The following is a 15955-nucleotide window of genomic DNA, read 5'->3' on the forward strand; positions in this document are numbered from 1 at the left end:
TTCGAGACAGAGGGCTGGGCCAACGGCGGCTGTTCGGATCCCTGAAATTCATTCGCGTCTGTCGACGGACGTTGGACATCAAACGATGGCAGTCAGCCCGTTCAAGTTCTTGCAGGAAGTGCGCTCGGAGACCGCCAAGGTCACCTGGCCGACCCGTCGCGAGACCACGATCACCACCATCATGGTGTTCGTCATGGTCGCCGTGGCCTCGATCTTCTTCTTCGCCGCCGACCAGATCATCCGTTACCTCATTACCTTCCTCTTGGGCATTCACTGATGGCTACAGCAACCGCTCAATTGTCCGACAAGCGCTGGTACATCGTCCACGCCTATTCGAACTTCGAGAAGAAGGTCGCCGAATCGATCCGCGAGCAGGCCAAGCAGCGCGGGCTCGAGGAGCTGTTCGAGCTGGTGCTGGTTCCGACCGAGAAGGTCACGGAAGTGCGTCGCGGCCGCAAGATCGACGCCGAGCGCAAGTTCTTCCCGGGCTACGTGCTGGTGAAGATGAAGCTGACCGACGAGGCGTTTCATCTGATCAAGAACACGCCGAAGGTGACCGGCTTCCTCGGCGCGGAAAACAAGCCGATGCCGATCTCGGAAGCCGAGGCCATGCGCATCCTGCACCAGGTGCAGGAAGGCGTGGAACGGCCGAAGGCGTCGGTGTCGTTCGAGATCGGCGAGAACGTGCGCGTGGCCGACGGCCCGTTCGCCTCGTTCTCGGGTGTGGTCGAGGAAATCGACGAGGCGCGCTCGCGCGTGAAGGTCGCGGTGTCGATCTTCGGCCGCGCTACGCCGGTCGAGCTGGAATTCGGTCAGGTCGAGAAGGTCTGATCGGGTCGCGCGTGAAGCCGAAGGCTTCGCGCAAAGAGAGGCCGTGGGAGGGAGAGGGCGGTTGCCAGCCGCATCCGACCCAGACCACGAACCTGAAACCGCCGGCGACATGCCGGCACAACAGGAGTGATACATGGCAAAGAAAGTGACCGGATACCTGAAGCTTCAGGTCCCGGCCGGTGCGGCGAATCCTTCGCCCCCGATCGGTCCCGCGCTTGGTCAGCGCGGTCTCAACATCATGGAGTTCTGCAAGGCGTTCAACGCCCAGACCCAGAAGGAAGAGAAGAACACCCCGATCCCGGTGATCATCACCATCTATGCGGACCGTTCCTTCACCTTCGAGATGAAGACGCCGCCGATGTCCTACTTCCTCAAGCAGGCCGCCAAGATCCAGTCCGGCTCGAAGGCGCCGGGCCGCGACAAGGCCGGCAAGGTGACCAAGGCGCAGGTGCGCGAGATCGCCGAGAAGAAGATGAAGGACCTGAATTGCGACACCATCGAATCGGCCATGAAGATGGTCGAGGGCTCTGCCCGTTCGATGGGTCTGGAAGTGGCGGGGTAAGCGGTCATGGCAATCGGAAAGCGTTTGAACAAAGCCCGCGAAGGTGTTGACCGCGAAAAGCTTTACCCGCTCGCGGAAGCCATCAAGATGGTCAAGGAACGCGCGAAGGCGAAGTTCGACGAGACCATCGAGGTCGCGATCAATCTCGGCGTCGATCCCCGTCACGCCGACCAGATGGTCCGTGGCGTCGTAACCCTGCCGAACGGCACCGGCCGTACGCTGCGCGTCGGCGTGTTCGCCCGTGGCGCCAAGGCCGATGAGGCCAAGGCGGCAGGTGCCGACGTCGTCGGCGCCGAAGACCTGGTCGAGAAGGTGCAGAACGGCTCGATCGATTTCGACCGCTGTATCGCCACCCCCGACATGATGCCGCTGGTCGGCCGTCTCGGTAAGGTGCTGGGCCCGCGCGGCCTGATGCCGAACCCGAAGATCGGTACCGTGACCATGGACGTCACCGGTGCGGTGAAGGGTGCCAAGGGCGGCTCGGTCGAGTTCCGCGTCGAGAAGGCCGGCATCCTGCAGGCCGGCGTCGGCAAGGCCTCGTTCTCCGAGGAGAAGCTGGTCGAGAACATCAAGGCCCTGGCTGACGCTGTCTCCAAGGCGAAGCCGGCCGGTTCCAAGGGGACCTACATCCAGCGCGTTGCGGTGTCCTCGACGATGGGCCCCGGCGTGAAGGTCGAGCCGGGCACCATTCTCGGCTAAGGTTTGCCTCGGCTAGAGGTTTGGAAATTGCACGAGGCGAGGGGCGGAATTGGGCAACCGATTCCGCCCCTCTTCGTTTGTGGCGGCGTTCACTGGAAACAAGAACAATGGCTGACAAGGTCCTCATCTACTCGCGCTTCCCCAAGACGATGATGGCGCGCTTCGCCGAGCGGTTCGAGCTGCTCGACACCGGCGGCAAGCCCGTGCGGGAGGTGTTTTCGGCGGACGAGCTCGGCGGCATTCGCGCGATGCTGACTGCGGGCGGCACCCCGCTCGGGGCCGAGGCGATGGACCTGTTTCCGAATCTCGGCGCCATCGTCTGTTACGGCACCGGCTATGATGGCGTCGACCTGAAAGCGGCCGCCGCGCGCGACATCGCGGTCGGCCACAGCCCGGGGGCGAATGCGGCCTCGGTTGCCGATATCGCGATGACCCTGATGCTGGCGACGACGCGGCGGATCCTGGTCGCCGACCAGTATGTCCGCAATGGCGATTGGGCCGCGTCAAAGCCCTCGCCGATGATGCGTCCGCAGGCCGGCATGCCTGGCCGCCGTATCGGCGTCTACGGCATGGGCGAGATCGGCCGCAAGATCGCCGCGCGCTGCGCCGCCTTCGAGAGCGAGGTCGGCTATTTCAGCCGCAGCAAATACGATCTGGTCTATCAATATTTCCCGACGCTGGAGGCGCTCGCCGACTGGTGCAGCGTGCTGATGATCGCGGTCCGGGCGGGGGCCGAGACCCAGCACGTCGTCAATGCCGATATCCTGAAGCGCCTGGGCGCCGACGGCTATGTCGTCAATATCTCCCGTGGCTCCGTCATCGACGAGAAGGCCCTGGTTGCGGCGCTGACCGACAAGACCATCGCCGGCGCCGGCCTCGACGTCTTCGAGAAGGAGCCGCACGCGCCCGATGCACTGACCGCGCTGCCCAACGTGGTGCTCGCCCCGCATATCGGCGGCCACACCCTGGAATCGCACGTCGCCATGCAGAATTGCGTGCTGGCGAACTTTGGCGCGTTCTTCGCGGGCAAGCCGCTGCCTTACGCGGTCAAATAGGCCTGAATCGGCCCTTGTCAGCCCGGGTCAAGCGCCCGCGGCAACGGATTGGAACTGGTGTGAATTTTGCTCTTGGCAAGCAGGCCCGGAGCGGTTAAAGAACCGCCTCCGGACGTGCCGGCCTCGGCTGGCGCGTTCGTGCACGCATTCCGAAAACCCGACAAGACAGGAGATCATTCCTTTTCAGGACGTCCGCAAGGATTTGCCGGAAAAGGAAGGAAAACCCGTCGGTTGGTGGAATGCGGGCAGGGGTCGGGCGGTTCGCCGGCTGACCTTGTCCTGTCCAAGACTGCAGGCGCCCGCGGGAAATTTCGATTTCTCAACGGCTTAATCGCGTGGCCTGCATAGACGGGTGAAGACCGGATTTCACTTCGCATCCAGCTTTAAGGGCTGGCTTGCGGAACGGGTCTGGTTCGGACCTCGACACGCCGTGGGCTCTAGCGGGCTCCCGGAGGGCAGGCTTTGAATTGTCGTCTTGCCCGGCGTGTCCGAAGGGTTTGCCCCCTGAGGTTCAGGTTTGGGCGGGACGATGGGTGCAACCCGGCGGTCCCGCTTTCGCGATGACCGCCAACCGGAAAGAGCTTGCTGTGGAACGAGCGGCAAAAAAAGAAGCGGTCGAACAGCTCAATGGGGTCTTCAAGACCACGAGCGTCGCGGTCGTTGCTCAATATTCCGGCCTCACCGTCGCCCAGATGCAGAAGCTGCGCCAGCAGATGAAGCAGGCGGGTGCCTCGGTGAAGGTCTCGAAGAACCGTCTCGCCAAAATTGCTCTTGAAGGCACTGACGTCGTTGCCATCGGCCCCATGCTGAAGGGACCGACCGTGATCGCCACTTCGAACGATCCGGTAGCGGCGCCAAAGGTCGCCATCGAATTCGCCAAGGCGAACGAAAAGTTCGTCATCGTCGGCGGCTCGATGGGGAAGACCGTCCTGAATGTCGACGGCGTGAAGGCGCTTGCCTCGCTGCCGTCGCTTGACGAACTGCGCGGCAAGATCGTCGGCCTGATTGTGGCCCCGGCGACCAAGCTCGCTCAGCTCGCCAACGCGCCCGCGGGCAAGCTCGCGCGTGTCATCCAGGCTCATGCCTCAAAGGGCGAAGCGGCCTGACGCCCTTCGCAAAACTCAAACCCGAACCAGACTTACACGTAAGGAAACTGAACAATGGCTGACTTGCAGAAGATCGTTGACGACCTCTCGAGCCTCACCGTGCTCGAAGCTGCCGAACTCGCGAAGCTCCTCGAAGAGAAGTGGGGCGTTTCGGCTGCCGCGGCTGTCGCCGTGGCCGGCCCGGCTGGTGGTGGCGCTGCCGCCGCTCCGGCGGAAGAGAAGACCGAGTTCACGGTCGTCCTCGCCAGCGCCGGCGAGAAGAAGATCGAGGTCATCAAGGAAGTTCGCGCCATCACCGGCCTCGGCCTGAAGGAAGCAAAGGACCTCGTCGAGGGCGCGCCGAAGCCTGTCAAGGAAGGCGTGAACAAGGACGAAGCCGAGAAGATCAAGGTCCAGCTCGAGAAGGCTGGCGCGAAGGTCGAGCTCAAGTAAGCAACGCTTACTGGCGCGAGATCCCGGGCGAGCATCAGCTAAGCCCGGGATCTTGGTCCACCATCGCGAGGGTGGGCCGGATGCAAAAGGCGTGCGACGGAACGTCCCGACGCGGGCCGAACACGAAAAAGTGTGGGGATTTGAGGGTTTACCCCTCGAATCTGCACTATTGTCGCCCCATATCGGGTCGGCAGCACGAAAGCGCGGTGGGCAGGGATGCGGGATTTCCCTGTAAGCCGTTGGGAGAGCAGGCTATTTCGGGCTTTTGCAGTCCGTGAAGACAATCGTTGTGACGGGCGGGCGTGCCTATGCGCCCCGCGCGTCGTTTTGCGTTTTGAAGGTCTGAAGAACGGATTCAGGACATGACGGCCTGAAACTGGATTTTTGGTCCCCAAAACGGGTTCGAAAAATTCAACCCGGGGAGCGGCGGCAGCTGCGTCCTGGACGGCGCGCCCAGAGCGGGCGACGAAATGAGAGGCCACGATGGCGCAGCAGACATTCACCGGTCGCAAACGCGTTCGCAAGTTCTTCGGACACATCAAGGAAGTCGCCGAGATGCCGAACCTCATCGAGGTTCAAAAGGCGTCCTATGATCAGTTCCTGATGGTCGACGAACCCCAAGGCGGGCGTCTCGACGAGGGTCTGCAGGCGGTGTTCCGCTCGGTGTTTCCGATCTCCGACTTCTCGGGCACCTCGATGCTGGAATTCGTCCGCTACGAGTTCGAGCAGCCGAAGTATGACGTCGACGAGTGCCGCCAGCGCGGCATGACCTTCGCGGCGCCCCTCAAGGTGACGCTGCGCCTCATCGTATTCGATATCGACGAGGAAACCGGCGCTAAGTCGGTCAAGGACATCAAGGAGCAGGACGTCTACATGGGCGACATCCCGCTCATGACGATGAACGGCACCTTCATCGTCAACGGCACCGAGCGCGTCATCGTCTCGCAGATGCACCGTTCGCCCGGCGTGTTCTTCGACCACGACAAGGGCAAGACCCATTCGTCGGGCAAGCTGCTGTTCGCCGCCCGCGTGATCCCGTATCGCGGCTCCTGGCTCGACATCGAGTTCGACGCCAAGGACATCGTCTATGCGCGTATCGACCGTCGCCGCAAGATTCCGGTGACGTCGCTGATGTTCGCGCTCGGCCTTGACGGCGAGGCGATCCTGTCCACGTTCTACAAGAAGATCCTCTACAAGCGGACCAAGGAAGGCTGGCGCGTTCCGTTCGACGCCAACCGTTTCCGCGGCTACTCGACCATCAACGACCTGATCGACGCCGACACCGGCAAGGTCGTGCTCGAGGCCGGCAAGAAGCTCACCGTCCGTGCCGCCCGCCAGCTCCAGGAGAAGGGGCTGAAGGCGCTGCGCCTGTCGGATGAGGAGCTCGTCGGCAACTACCTCGCCGAGGATCTCGTCAATCCGAAGACCGGCGAGATCCACGCCGAGGCCGGCGAGGAGATCACCGACAAGAACATGAAGGCCCTCAACGAGCAGGGCTACAAGGAACTGCCGCTGCTCGACATCGACCACGTCAATGTCGGCGCCTACATCCGCAACACGCTCTCGGCCGACAAGAACATGACGCGCGAGGACGCGCTGTTCGACATCTACCGCGTGATGCGTCCGGGCGAGCCGCCGACGCTGGATTCGGCGCAGGCCATGTTCCAGTCGCTGTTCTTCGACGCCGAGCGCTATGACCTCTCCGCAGTCGGCCGCGTCAAGATGAACATGCGCCTCGACCTCGATGCGCCGGACACCCAGCGCACGCTGCGCAAGGAAGACATCCTCTCCGTCATCAAGACGCTGGTGGACCTTCGCGACGGCAAGGGCGAGATCGACGACATCGACCATCTCGGCAACCGCCGTGTGCGTTCGGTCGGCGAGCTCATGGAGAACCAGTACCGCATCGGCCTGCTGCGTATGGAGCGCGCGATCAAGGAGCGCATGTCCTCGGTCGACATCGACACGGTCATGCCGCAGGACCTGATCAACGCGAAGCCCGCGGCTGCCGCGGTGCGCGAGTTCTTCGGCTCCTCGCAGCTTTCGCAGTTCATGGACCAGACCAACCCGCTGTCGGAGATCACCCACAAGCGCCGCCTGTCGGCGCTTGGACCGGGCGGTCTGACCCGCGAGCGCGCCGGCTTCGAGGTGCGCGACGTGCATCCGACGCATTACGGCCGCATCTGCCCGATCGAGACGCCGGAAGGTCCGAACATCGGCCTGATCAACTCGCTCGCGACCTTCGCGCGCGTGAACAAGTACGGCTTCGTCGAGACGCCGTACCGCAAGGTCAAGGACGGCCGCGTCACCGACGAGGTCGTGTACCTCTCGGCGATGGAGGAGGGCCGCTACACGGTCGCGCAGGCCAACGTGCCGCTCGACCCGAAGGGCCGCTTCACCGAAGACCTCGTGGTCTGCCGTCACGCCGGCGAAGTCTTGCCGGTGACGCCGGACAAGGTCGACTACATGGACGTGTCGCCGAAGCAGCTCGTTTCGGTCGCCGCGGCGTTGATCCCGTTCCTCGAGAACGACGACGCCAACCGCGCGCTGATGGGCTCGAACATGCAGCGCCAGGCGGTGCCGCTGGTTCGCGCCGAGGCGCCGTTCGTCGGCACCGGCATGGAAGGCGTCGTTGCCCGTGACTCGGGCGCCGCGATCGCGGCGCGCCGCTCGGGCGTGATCGACCAGATCGACGCCACCCGCGTCGTGATCCGCGCCACCGAAGATCTCGATCCGACCAAGTCGGGCGTCGATATCTACCGGCTGATGAAGTACCAGCGCTCCAACCAGTCGACCTGCATCAACCAGCGTCCGCTGGTGAAGGTCGGCGACATCGTCAAGAAGGGCGACATCATCGCGGACGGTCCGTCGACCGATCTCGGCGAGCTCGCGCTCGGCCGGAACGTGCTGGTCGCGTTCATGCCGTGGAACGGCTACAACTTCGAAGACTCGATCCTGCTCTCCGAGCGGATCGTGAAGGAAGACGTCTTCACCTCGATCCACATCGAGGAGTTCGAGGTGATGGCCCGCGACACCAAGCTCGGGCCTGAGGAAATCACCCGCGACATTCCGAACGTCTCGGAAGAAGCGCTCAAGAACCTCGACGAAGCCGGTATCGTCTACATCGGCGCCGAAGTGCGCGCCGGCGACATCCTGGTCGGCAAGATCACGCCGAAGGGCGAAAGCCCGATGACGCCGGAAGAAAAGCTCCTGCGCGCCATCTTCGGCGAGAAGGCCTCCGACGTTCGCGACACCTCGCTGCGCGTTCCTCCGGGCGTGCAGGGCACGATCGTGGAAGTGCGCGTGTTCAACCGTCACGGCGTCGACAAGGACGAGCGTGCGCTGGCGATCGAGCGGGAAGAGATCGAGCGTCTGGCCAAGGACCGCGACGACGAGCAGGCGATCCTGGACCGCAACGTCTACAACCGTCTTGCCGAGCTCCTTGAGGGGCGGCAGGGCATTGCGGGTCCGAAGGGCTTCAAGAAGGACACCAAGATCACCCGTGCGGTGCTCGAGGAGTACCCGAAGTCGCAGTGGTGGCTGTTCGCGTCGCCGAACGACAAGCTGATGGCCGAGATCGAGGCCATGCGGAAGCAGTACGACGAGTCGAAGAAGGGGCTCGAGCAGCGCTTCCTCGACAAGGTCGAGAAGCTTCAGCGCGGTGACGAATTGCCGCCCGGCGTGATGAAGATGGTCAAGGTCTTCGTCGCGGTGAAGCGCAAGATCCAGCCCGGCGACAAGATGGCCGGCCGCCACGGCAACAAGGGCGTGGTGTCGAAGATCGTGCCGATCGAGGACATGCCGTTCCTCGAAGACGGCACGCATGCCGACATCGTGCTCAATCCGCTCGGCGTGCCCTCGCGCATGAACGTCGGACAGATCCTCGAGACCCATCTCGGCTGGGCCTGCGCCGGCCTCGGCAAGCGTATCGGCCAGACGGTCGATGCCTACCTGTCGAAGCAGGACATCAAGCCGCTGAAGGAAACCTTGAAGAAGGTCTACGGCGAGGACGAGACGATCAAGTCGCTCAACGACAACGAACTGATCGAGCTCGGCCACAATCTGAGCCGCGGCGTGCCGATCGCGACGCCGGTGTTCGACGGCGCCAAGGAAGCCGACATCGAGGAGATGCTGAAGCTTGCCGGTCTCGACGCTTCGGGTCAGTCGACCGTCTATGACGGCCGCACCGGCGATCCGTTCGATCGCAAGGTGACGGTGGGCTACATCTACATGCTCAAGCTGCACCATCTGGTCGACGACAAGATCCATGCGCGTTCGATCGGTCCGTACTCGCTCGTTACCCAGCAACCGCTGGGCGGCAAGGCGCAGTTCGGCGGCCAGCGCTTCGGCGAAATGGAGGTGTGGGCGCTCGAGGCTTACGGCGCGGCGTACACGCTCCAGGAGATGCTGACGGTGAAGTCGGACGACGTCGCCGGCCGCACCAAGGTGTACGAGGCGATCGTGCGCGGCGACGACACGTTCGAGGCCGGTATTCCGGAATCGTTCAACGTGCTGGTCAAGGAAATGCGCTCGCTCGGCCTCAACGTCGACCTGCACAACTCCAAGATGGGACCGGCGCCGACGTCGGAAGCGGCCGAGTAATTCGACCTTTCATGCCCGGCCTTTAGCGGCCGGGCATCGGTGCCCCTTCCCAATGCCTTGAGGGCAGGGCGCCCCGCTTGAGTGATTTTCGAATTTGCGGCCGGAGGCGACCGGCACGCGAGGAGAAGACGATGAACCAAGAAATTATGAATCTCTTCAATCCGACGACTCCGGCTCAGGTCTTCGACCAGATCCGGATCTCGATCGCGTCTCCAGAGAAGATTCTGTCCTGGTCCTACGGCGAGATCAAGAAGCCGGAGACCATCAACTACCGTACCTTCAAGCCCGAGCGCGACGGCCTGTTCTGCGCCCGCATCTTCGGGCCGATCAAGGACTACGAGTGCTTGTGCGGCAAGTACAAGCGCATGAAGTACAAGGGCATCATCTGCGAGAAGTGCTCGGTCGAGGTCACGCTGTCGCGCGTGCGGCGCGAGCGCATGGGCCATATCGAGCTCGCAGCCCCGGTCGCCCACATCTGGTTCCTGAAGTCGCTGCCCTCGCGCATCGGCCTCCTGCTCGACATGACGCTGAAGGATCTCGAGCGGATCCTCTACTTCGAATACTACGTCGTGCTGGAGCCGGGCCTCACCGCGCTGAAGGACCGTCAGCTGCTGTCGGAAGACGAGTATCTGAAGGCGCAGGACGAGTACGGCCAGGATTCCTTCACCGCCATGATCGGCGCCGAAGCGATCCGCGAGCTGCTCAAGGGCATGGACCTCGAGAAGCTCGAGGCCTCCTTGCGCGTCGAGATGCAGGAGACCGACTCCGACATCAAGCACAAGAAGCTCGCCAAGCGCCTGAAGATCGTCGAAGCGTTCCGCCACTCCGGCAACAAGCCGGAATGGATGATCATGACCGTGGTTCCGGTGATCCCGCCGGACCTGCGTCCGCTGGTGCCGCTGGACGGCGGCCGCTTCGCGACCTCGGACCTCAACGACCTCTACCGCCGCGTCATCAACCGCAACAACCGCTTGAAGCGGCTGATGGAGCTGCGCGCGCCCGACATCATCATCCGCAACGAGAAGCGCATGCTTCAGGAAGCGGTCGATGCTCTGTTCGACAACGGCCGCCGCGGCCGCGTCATCACGGGCGCCAACAAGCGCCCGCTGAAGTCGCTCGCCGACATGCTCAAGGGCAAGCAGGGCCGCTTCCGCCAGAACCTGCTCGGCAAGCGCGTCGACTATTCGGGCCGTTCGGTGATCGTGGTCGGTCCCGAGCTGCGCCTGCATCAGTGCGGCCTGCCGAAGAAGATGGCGCTCGAGCTGTTCAAGCCGTTCATCTATTCGCGGCTTGACGCCAAGGGCCTGTCCACCACCGTGAAGCAGGCCAAGAAGCTGGTCGAGAAGGAGCGGCCCGAGGTCTGGGACATCCTGGACGAGGTGATCCGCGAGCATCCGGTGCTGCTCAACCGCGCGCCGACGCTGCATCGTCTCGGCATTCAGGCGTTCGAGCCCGTGCTGATCGAGGGCAAGGCGATCCAGCTGCATCCGCTGGTCTGCGCCGCGTTCAACGCCGACTTCGACGGCGACCAGATGGCCGTGCACGTTCCGCTGTCGCTTGAAGCGCAGCTGGAAGCGCGCGTCCTGATGATGTCGACCAACAACATCCTGCATCCCGCGAACGGCCAGCCGATCATCGTGCCGTCGCAGGACATCGTGCTCGGTCTCTACTACGTCTCGATCATGCGCGAAGGCCTGCCCGGCGAGGGCAAGATCTTCGGCGACATGGCCGAGCTCGAGCACGCGCTGCACGCGAAGGTCATCCACCTCCACACCAAGATCAAGTACCGGTGGCAGGGCATGGACGAGACCGGCAAGGTCTCGACGCGCTGGATCGAGACCACCGCGGGCCGCGTCATGCTCGGCAACCTGCTGCCGAAGAACCCGCGGATTTCGTACGAGATCATCAACAAGCTGATGACCAAGCGCGAGATCTCGGGTGTGATCGACCAGGTCTATCGTCACTGCGGCCAAAAGGAGACGGTGATCTTCTGCGACCGCATCATGGCGCTCGGCTTCTACAACGCGTTCAAGGCCGGCATCTCGTTCGGCAAGGACGACATGGTCGTGCCGCACGGCAAGTGGAAGATCGTCGACACCACCCGTACGCTGGCGAAGGACTTCGAGCAGCAGTACAACGACGGCCTGATCACCCATGGCGAGAAGTACAACAAGGTCGTCGACGCCTGGTCGAAGGCCACGGAAGAAATCGCCAAGGCGATGATGAAGGAGATCTCCGCCACCAAGAAGACGGCGAGCGGAGCCGATGCCGACATCAACTCGATCTACATGATGGCTCACTCCGGCGCCCGCGGTTCGCCGGCCCAGATGCGCCAGCTCGCCGGCATGCGCGGCCTGATGGCCAAGCCGTCGGGTGAGATCATCGAGACGCCGATCATCTCGAACTTCAAGGAAGGCCTCTCGGTGCTCGAGTACTTCAACTCGACCCACGGCGCCCGCAAGGGCCTCGCGGACACCGCGTTGAAGACCGCGAACTCGGGCTACCTGACCCGTCGTCTCGTCGACGTTGCGCAGGACTGCATCATCACGCAGGACGACTGCGGCACCAAGCTCGGCATCAAGATGCGCGCCATCGTCGATGCCGGCACCGTGGTCGCTTCGCTCGGCTCGCGCATCCTCGGACGCACGGCCTGCGAAGACGTGCGTGACAGCTCGGGCAAGGTGATCATCAAGCGCGGTACGCTGATGGAAGAGAGCCACCTCGATGCCATCCACCAGGGTGGCGTCCAGGAGGTGAAGATCCGCTCGGCACTGACCTGCGAACTCGTCAACGGCATCTGCGGCAAGTGCTACGGCCGCGACCTCGCCCGCGGCACGCCGGTCAACCACGGCGAAGCGGTCGGCGTCATCGCGGCGCAGTCGATCGGCGAGCCGGGCACCCAGCTCACCATGCGCACCTTCCACATCGGTGGTGCGGCGCAGCTCAACGAGCAGTCGTTCGTCGAATCCAACTTCGACGGCAAGATCGTGATCCGGAACAAGGCCATCGCCCGCAACAGCGAAGGCCACCTGATCGCGATGGTGCGCAACATGGTGGTGGCGATCGTCGATGCCGACGGCACCGAGCGCGCGACGCACCGTATCCAGTACGGCTCGCGCCTGCACGTCGACGAGGGTGACATGGTCAAGCGTGGCCAGCGCATCGTCGAGTGGGATCCCTACACCCGTCCGCTGCTCACCGAAGTCGAAGGTACCATCGGCTTCGAGGATCTGGTCGAGGGGCAGTCGATCTCGGAAACGCTCGACGAAGCCACCGGCATTGCCAAGCGCGTGGTCATCGACTGGCGCTCGACCCGCGGCGGCTCGGACCTGCGTCCGGCCATCGTGGTCAAGGGCAAGGACGGCAAGGTGCTCAAGCTCGCCCGTGGCGGCGATGCCCGCTACATGCTGTCGGTCGACGCCATTCTCTCGGTCGATATCGGGGCCAAGGTTGCGCCGGGCGACATCCTCGCCCGTGTCTCGACCGAAAGCGCCAAGACGCGTGACATCACCGGCGGTCTGCCGCGGGTGGCGGAACTGTTCGAGGCACGTCGTCCGAAGGATGCGGCGATCATCGCCGAAATCGCGGGCACCATCCGGTTCGGGCGCGACTACAAGAACAAGCGTCGCATCTCGATCGAGCCGATGGACAAGACCGACGAACCGCGCGAGTACCTGATCCCGAAGGGCAAGCACATCCACCTTCAGGACGGCGACGTCGTCGAAAAGGGCGACTTCATCGTGGAAGGCAACCCGGCGCCGCACGACATCCTGGCGGTCAAGGGCATCGAGGAACTCGCGGCCTATCTGGTCAACGAGATCCAGGAGGTCTACCGGCTCCAGGGCGTGCTCATCAACGACAAGCACATCGAGGTGATTGTCCGTCAGATGCTCCAGAAGGTGGAAGTCACCGACCAGGGCGACACGGACATGATCTCCGGCGAGCAGGTCGACAAGATCGAGTTCGACGCGCTCAACGAGAAGGCCAAGGAAGAGGGCAAGAAGATCGCCACGGGTACGCCGGTTTTGCTCGGCATCACCAAGGCGAGCCTCCAGACCCGCTCCTTCTTCTCGGCGGCCTCGTTCCAGGAGACCACCCGCGTCCTCACGGAAGCGGCGGTCAACGGCAAGGTCGATCCGCTCGAAGGCCTCAAGGAGAACGTCATCGTCGGCCGGTTGATCCCGGCGGGCACCGGCGCCTCCATGGCCAAGATCCGCGAAGTCGCGATGAAGCGCGACAAGCTGATCCTGGACGAGCGCGAGAAGCAGGCGGCCGTCGTGTCGCCGGCGCCGGAAGCGGAGCTTCCTGCGCTGCCGCCTGCGGAATGATCGTTCATCCGTAGGAATACCGAGGACAATGAAAAGGCCGGCGCAAGCCGGCCTTTTTGCTGCTTTGTTTCCCTGTTGCGGTGCAGGATCAACCTTTGTTCATCTTTCCTTCAGGCGTAAAAGCGCTTCTGCTAGGGGAGTTTAGACCGGTGGTCCCGTGACGGGGGCAGGGCCGGAGACCACGGAACTCACATGCTTGATCTCGCAATCGTAGGCGGCGGCCCCGGCGGGCTGATGAGCGCCTGGTATCTGAAGCGTAAGCTCGGCGACCTCTGCCGCGTCACCATCTACGAGGCGTCCGATCGGCTCGGCGGCAAGATCGTCACCCGCAAATTCGATTCGGCGCCGGCGATGTACGAGGCCGGCGTTGCCGAGATCTACGACTACTCGATGACCGGTCCGGATCCGCTGCGCGAGCTGATCCAGCATTTCGGGCTTCAGACCATTCCGATGGATGCCGAGCAGGTGCAGTTCGGCGGCGAGCTGCTGAACGACGTGCCGGGCATGCGCCGCAAATATGGCGCCAAGACCGCGGCCGCGATCGAGGCGTTCCGCAAGCGCTGCACCGAGGCGATGTCGCCGATCGAATATTACGAGGGCGTCGGCGCGCACGACAACGAGAATCCCTGGGCCTACAAGACCGCCGAGCAGGTGCTCGACGAGGAGGTCGAGGACGAGACCGCAAAGCGCTTCTTCAAGGTGATGGCGCGCTCCGACATCGCGACCGAGAGCCACAACACCAATGGCCTCAACGCGCTCAAGAACTACCTGATGGATGTCGACGGCTATATCGGCCTCTATTCGATCCAGAACGGCAACGAGCAGTTGATCGAGTGCCTGCAGTCGGAGGTCAATGCCGACATCCAGCTCAATCACCGCGTGCTCGCCGTCGGCAAGGCGCCGACCGGCCGCTACCAGCTCAAGATGATGAACGGCAAGGGGCCGGAGACGCGCGATTTCGATCTCGTGCTGGTCTGCCTGCCGCATTCCTGGCTCGCGACCATGGGCTGGGAAGGCGAGCAGCTCCGCAAGTCGATGGTCAAGCACGTCTCGTATTTCGACCGTCCGGCGCATTATCTGCGCGTCTCGATCCTGTTCGACACGCCGTTCTGGGGCGACAAGATTGCCGGCGCCTGGTTCATGTCGGAGGCCTTCGGCGGTTGCTGCGTCTACAATGAGGGCGCGCGCCACGACGTCGGCAAGCACGGCGTGTTGAACTGGCTCATTCCCGGCTCCGACGCGCTGGCCTTCGCCAACCTGTCGGACCAGGAGTTGATCGACGCCGCGCTGAAATCGCTGCCGGCCTCGCTCGGCGATGCGCGCGCGCATTTCATGGAAGGCAAGATCCACCGCTGGCTGTCGTCGGTGAACGCGATTCCCGGCGGCCTGCCGGTGCGCGACGTCATGACCAACCACCGGCCCGAGCCGAAGGAGCATCCCGGCATCGTCGTGGTCGGCGACTATCTGTTCGACTCGACGCTGAACGGCTTGCTCGACTCCTCGGACGCGGCGACCGACATTATCCTCACCGAGATGATGCGCCTGCGCCGCGAGCGCGCGCAGGACGACAAGCCGCTCTCCGACAGGATCGATCGCGACTATTTCGAGAACTATCGCGGCCTCGGCCCCTATAGCGAGGCATGGCGCCATTTCACCGATCCCGATTACCTCACCAAGCTGATCGGTATCGTCTGGGGCAAGGCCAAGGGCGCGAAGCTGCTGATCGCGGGCTCGGCCAGTGGCGAGCTGGTCGGCGCGCTGCGCGAGCGCGGCATCGATGCCTTCGGCATCGAGAACAACCGCGCCATCCACGCCAAAACGCCCAAGGCGCTGAAGAAATACAACAAGCTCGGCTCGATCACCGACATGCCGTTCAAGGACGGCGCCTTCGACTTCGTGTTCGAGACCAGTCTTTGCCACGTTTCCCCGAAGCAGGTGGTCCGCGCGATCCGCGAGCTCAACCGCGTCGTCAAGACCGGCCTCGTGTTCGGCTCGATCACCTCGGACATGGCCTCGGCCGTGATCGACCGCTACGACCTCCTGCGCGGGGTCAAGAAGCTCGGTACCTGGTGGGAATGGTCCGAACTGTTCTTCGGCAATGGCTTCGATCTGTCGATGCACCGCAAGGACTGCACCGATGCGCTCTGGGAGGCGACGCTCGCCGCTAACAAGGGGCCGGGCCAGTGGTACGCCGACGCCGACAGTCTGCGCTATTCCTTCTTCGACAAGGTCGAAAACGAGGACGACGACTAGCCGCAAGGATCGGACCGGATTCGCCAATTGCTTTGCCGAATTCATTCTGATCGCATAGAATCAGTGCAATAGCGGTTGCCGCTATTT

Annotated in this window: 10 protein-coding genes; all 10 read left to right on the forward strand. The window is 63.4% G+C overall.

Features of this window, described 5'->3' with window-relative positions:
• Nucleotides 1–85 precede the first annotated feature (85 nt).
• Nucleotides 86–277, forward strand: a complete 192-nt coding sequence (gene secE, locus AB5K84_RS19475; RefSeq protein ID WP_007611620.1) for a preprotein translocase subunit SecE — start codon at nt 86–88, stop codon at nt 275–277.
• The gene (gene nusG, locus AB5K84_RS19480; protein ID WP_007602985.1) at nt 277–831 is read left to right on the forward strand and encodes a transcription termination/antitermination protein NusG; all 555 of its coding nucleotides are present in this window, start codon (nt 277–279) and stop codon (nt 829–831) included. Before secE ends, nusG begins: the two co-directional genes overlap by 1 nt.
• 133 nt (nt 832–964) lie before the next feature.
• Nucleotides 965–1393 carry a 50S ribosomal protein L11 gene (rplK, locus tag AB5K84_RS19485; protein ID WP_011088164.1) on the forward strand — a complete coding sequence of 143 codons (429 nt, stop codon included), beginning with the start codon at nt 965–967 and terminating at the stop codon, nt 1391–1393.
• A gap of 6 nt (nt 1394–1399) precedes the next feature.
• Entirely contained in the window at nt 1400–2092 is a 693-nt protein-coding gene (gene rplA / locus AB5K84_RS19490; protein WP_011088163.1) for a 50S ribosomal protein L1, read from the forward strand.
• Between the two features lie 107 nt (nt 2093–2199).
• The gene (locus AB5K84_RS19495; RefSeq protein WP_110116376.1) at nt 2200–3147 is read left to right on the forward strand and encodes a 2-hydroxyacid dehydrogenase; all 948 of its coding nucleotides are present in this window, start codon (nt 2200–2202) and stop codon (nt 3145–3147) included.
• Nucleotides 3148–3734: 587 nt separating this feature from the next.
• Nucleotides 3735–4253, forward strand: coding sequence for a 50S ribosomal protein L10 (rplJ, locus tag AB5K84_RS19500; protein ID WP_011088161.1), 519 nt, complete (start codon nt 3735–3737; stop codon nt 4251–4253).
• A 54-nt stretch (nt 4254–4307) separates the two neighbouring features.
• Complete coding sequence (gene rplL, locus AB5K84_RS19505; protein WP_011088160.1) at nt 4308–4685, forward strand: 50S ribosomal protein L7/L12; 378 nt, start codon at nt 4308–4310, stop codon at nt 4683–4685.
• Nucleotides 4686–5168: 483 nt separating this feature from the next.
• Nucleotides 5169–9287 (forward strand): DNA-directed RNA polymerase subunit beta, encoded by a 4119-nt coding sequence (gene rpoB / locus AB5K84_RS19510; RefSeq protein WP_011088159.1) that lies wholly within the window; start codon nt 5169–5171, stop codon nt 9285–9287.
• Nucleotides 9288–9418: 131 nt separating this feature from the next.
• A complete protein-coding gene (gene rpoC / locus AB5K84_RS19515) occupies nt 9419–13615 on the forward strand; it encodes a DNA-directed RNA polymerase subunit beta' (protein ID WP_028171390.1) in 4197 nt (1398 codons plus the stop codon).
• A 192-nt stretch (nt 13616–13807) separates the two neighbouring features.
• Nucleotides 13808–15868 (forward strand): FAD-dependent oxidoreductase, encoded by a 2061-nt coding sequence (locus tag AB5K84_RS19520; protein WP_110116375.1) that lies wholly within the window; start codon nt 13808–13810, stop codon nt 15866–15868.
• The last annotated feature ends 87 nt before the right edge of the window (nt 15869–15955 follow it).

Origin of the sequence: Bradyrhizobium sp. 1200_D9_N1_1 (genome assembly GCF_052075915.1) — a bacterium.
Classification (GTDB): Bacteria; Pseudomonadota; Alphaproteobacteria; order Rhizobiales; family Xanthobacteraceae; genus Bradyrhizobium; species Bradyrhizobium diazoefficiens.

Coding starts and splice junctions, on each gene's coding strand:
- secE (WP_007611620.1), top strand. CDS start 86: ATGGCAGTCAGCCCGTTCAAGTTCTTGCAGGAAGTGCGCTCGGAGACC.
- nusG (WP_007602985.1), top strand. CDS start 277: ATGGCTACAGCAACCGCTCAATTGTCCGACAAGCGCTGGTACATCGTC.
- rplK (WP_011088164.1), top strand. CDS start 965: ATGGCAAAGAAAGTGACCGGATACCTGAAGCTTCAGGTCCCGGCCGGT.
- rplA (WP_011088163.1), top strand. CDS start 1,400: ATGGCAATCGGAAAGCGTTTGAACAAAGCCCGCGAAGGTGTTGACCGC.
- AB5K84_RS19495 (WP_110116376.1), top strand. CDS start 2,200: ATGGCTGACAAGGTCCTCATCTACTCGCGCTTCCCCAAGACGATGATG.
- rplL (WP_011088160.1), top strand. CDS start 4,308: ATGGCTGACTTGCAGAAGATCGTTGACGACCTCTCGAGCCTCACCGTG.
- rpoB (WP_011088159.1), top strand. CDS start 5,169: ATGGCGCAGCAGACATTCACCGGTCGCAAACGCGTTCGCAAGTTCTTC.
- rpoC (WP_028171390.1), top strand. CDS start 9,419: ATGAACCAAGAAATTATGAATCTCTTCAATCCGACGACTCCGGCTCAG.
- AB5K84_RS19520 (WP_110116375.1), top strand. CDS start 13,808: ATGCTTGATCTCGCAATCGTAGGCGGCGGCCCCGGCGGGCTGATGAGC.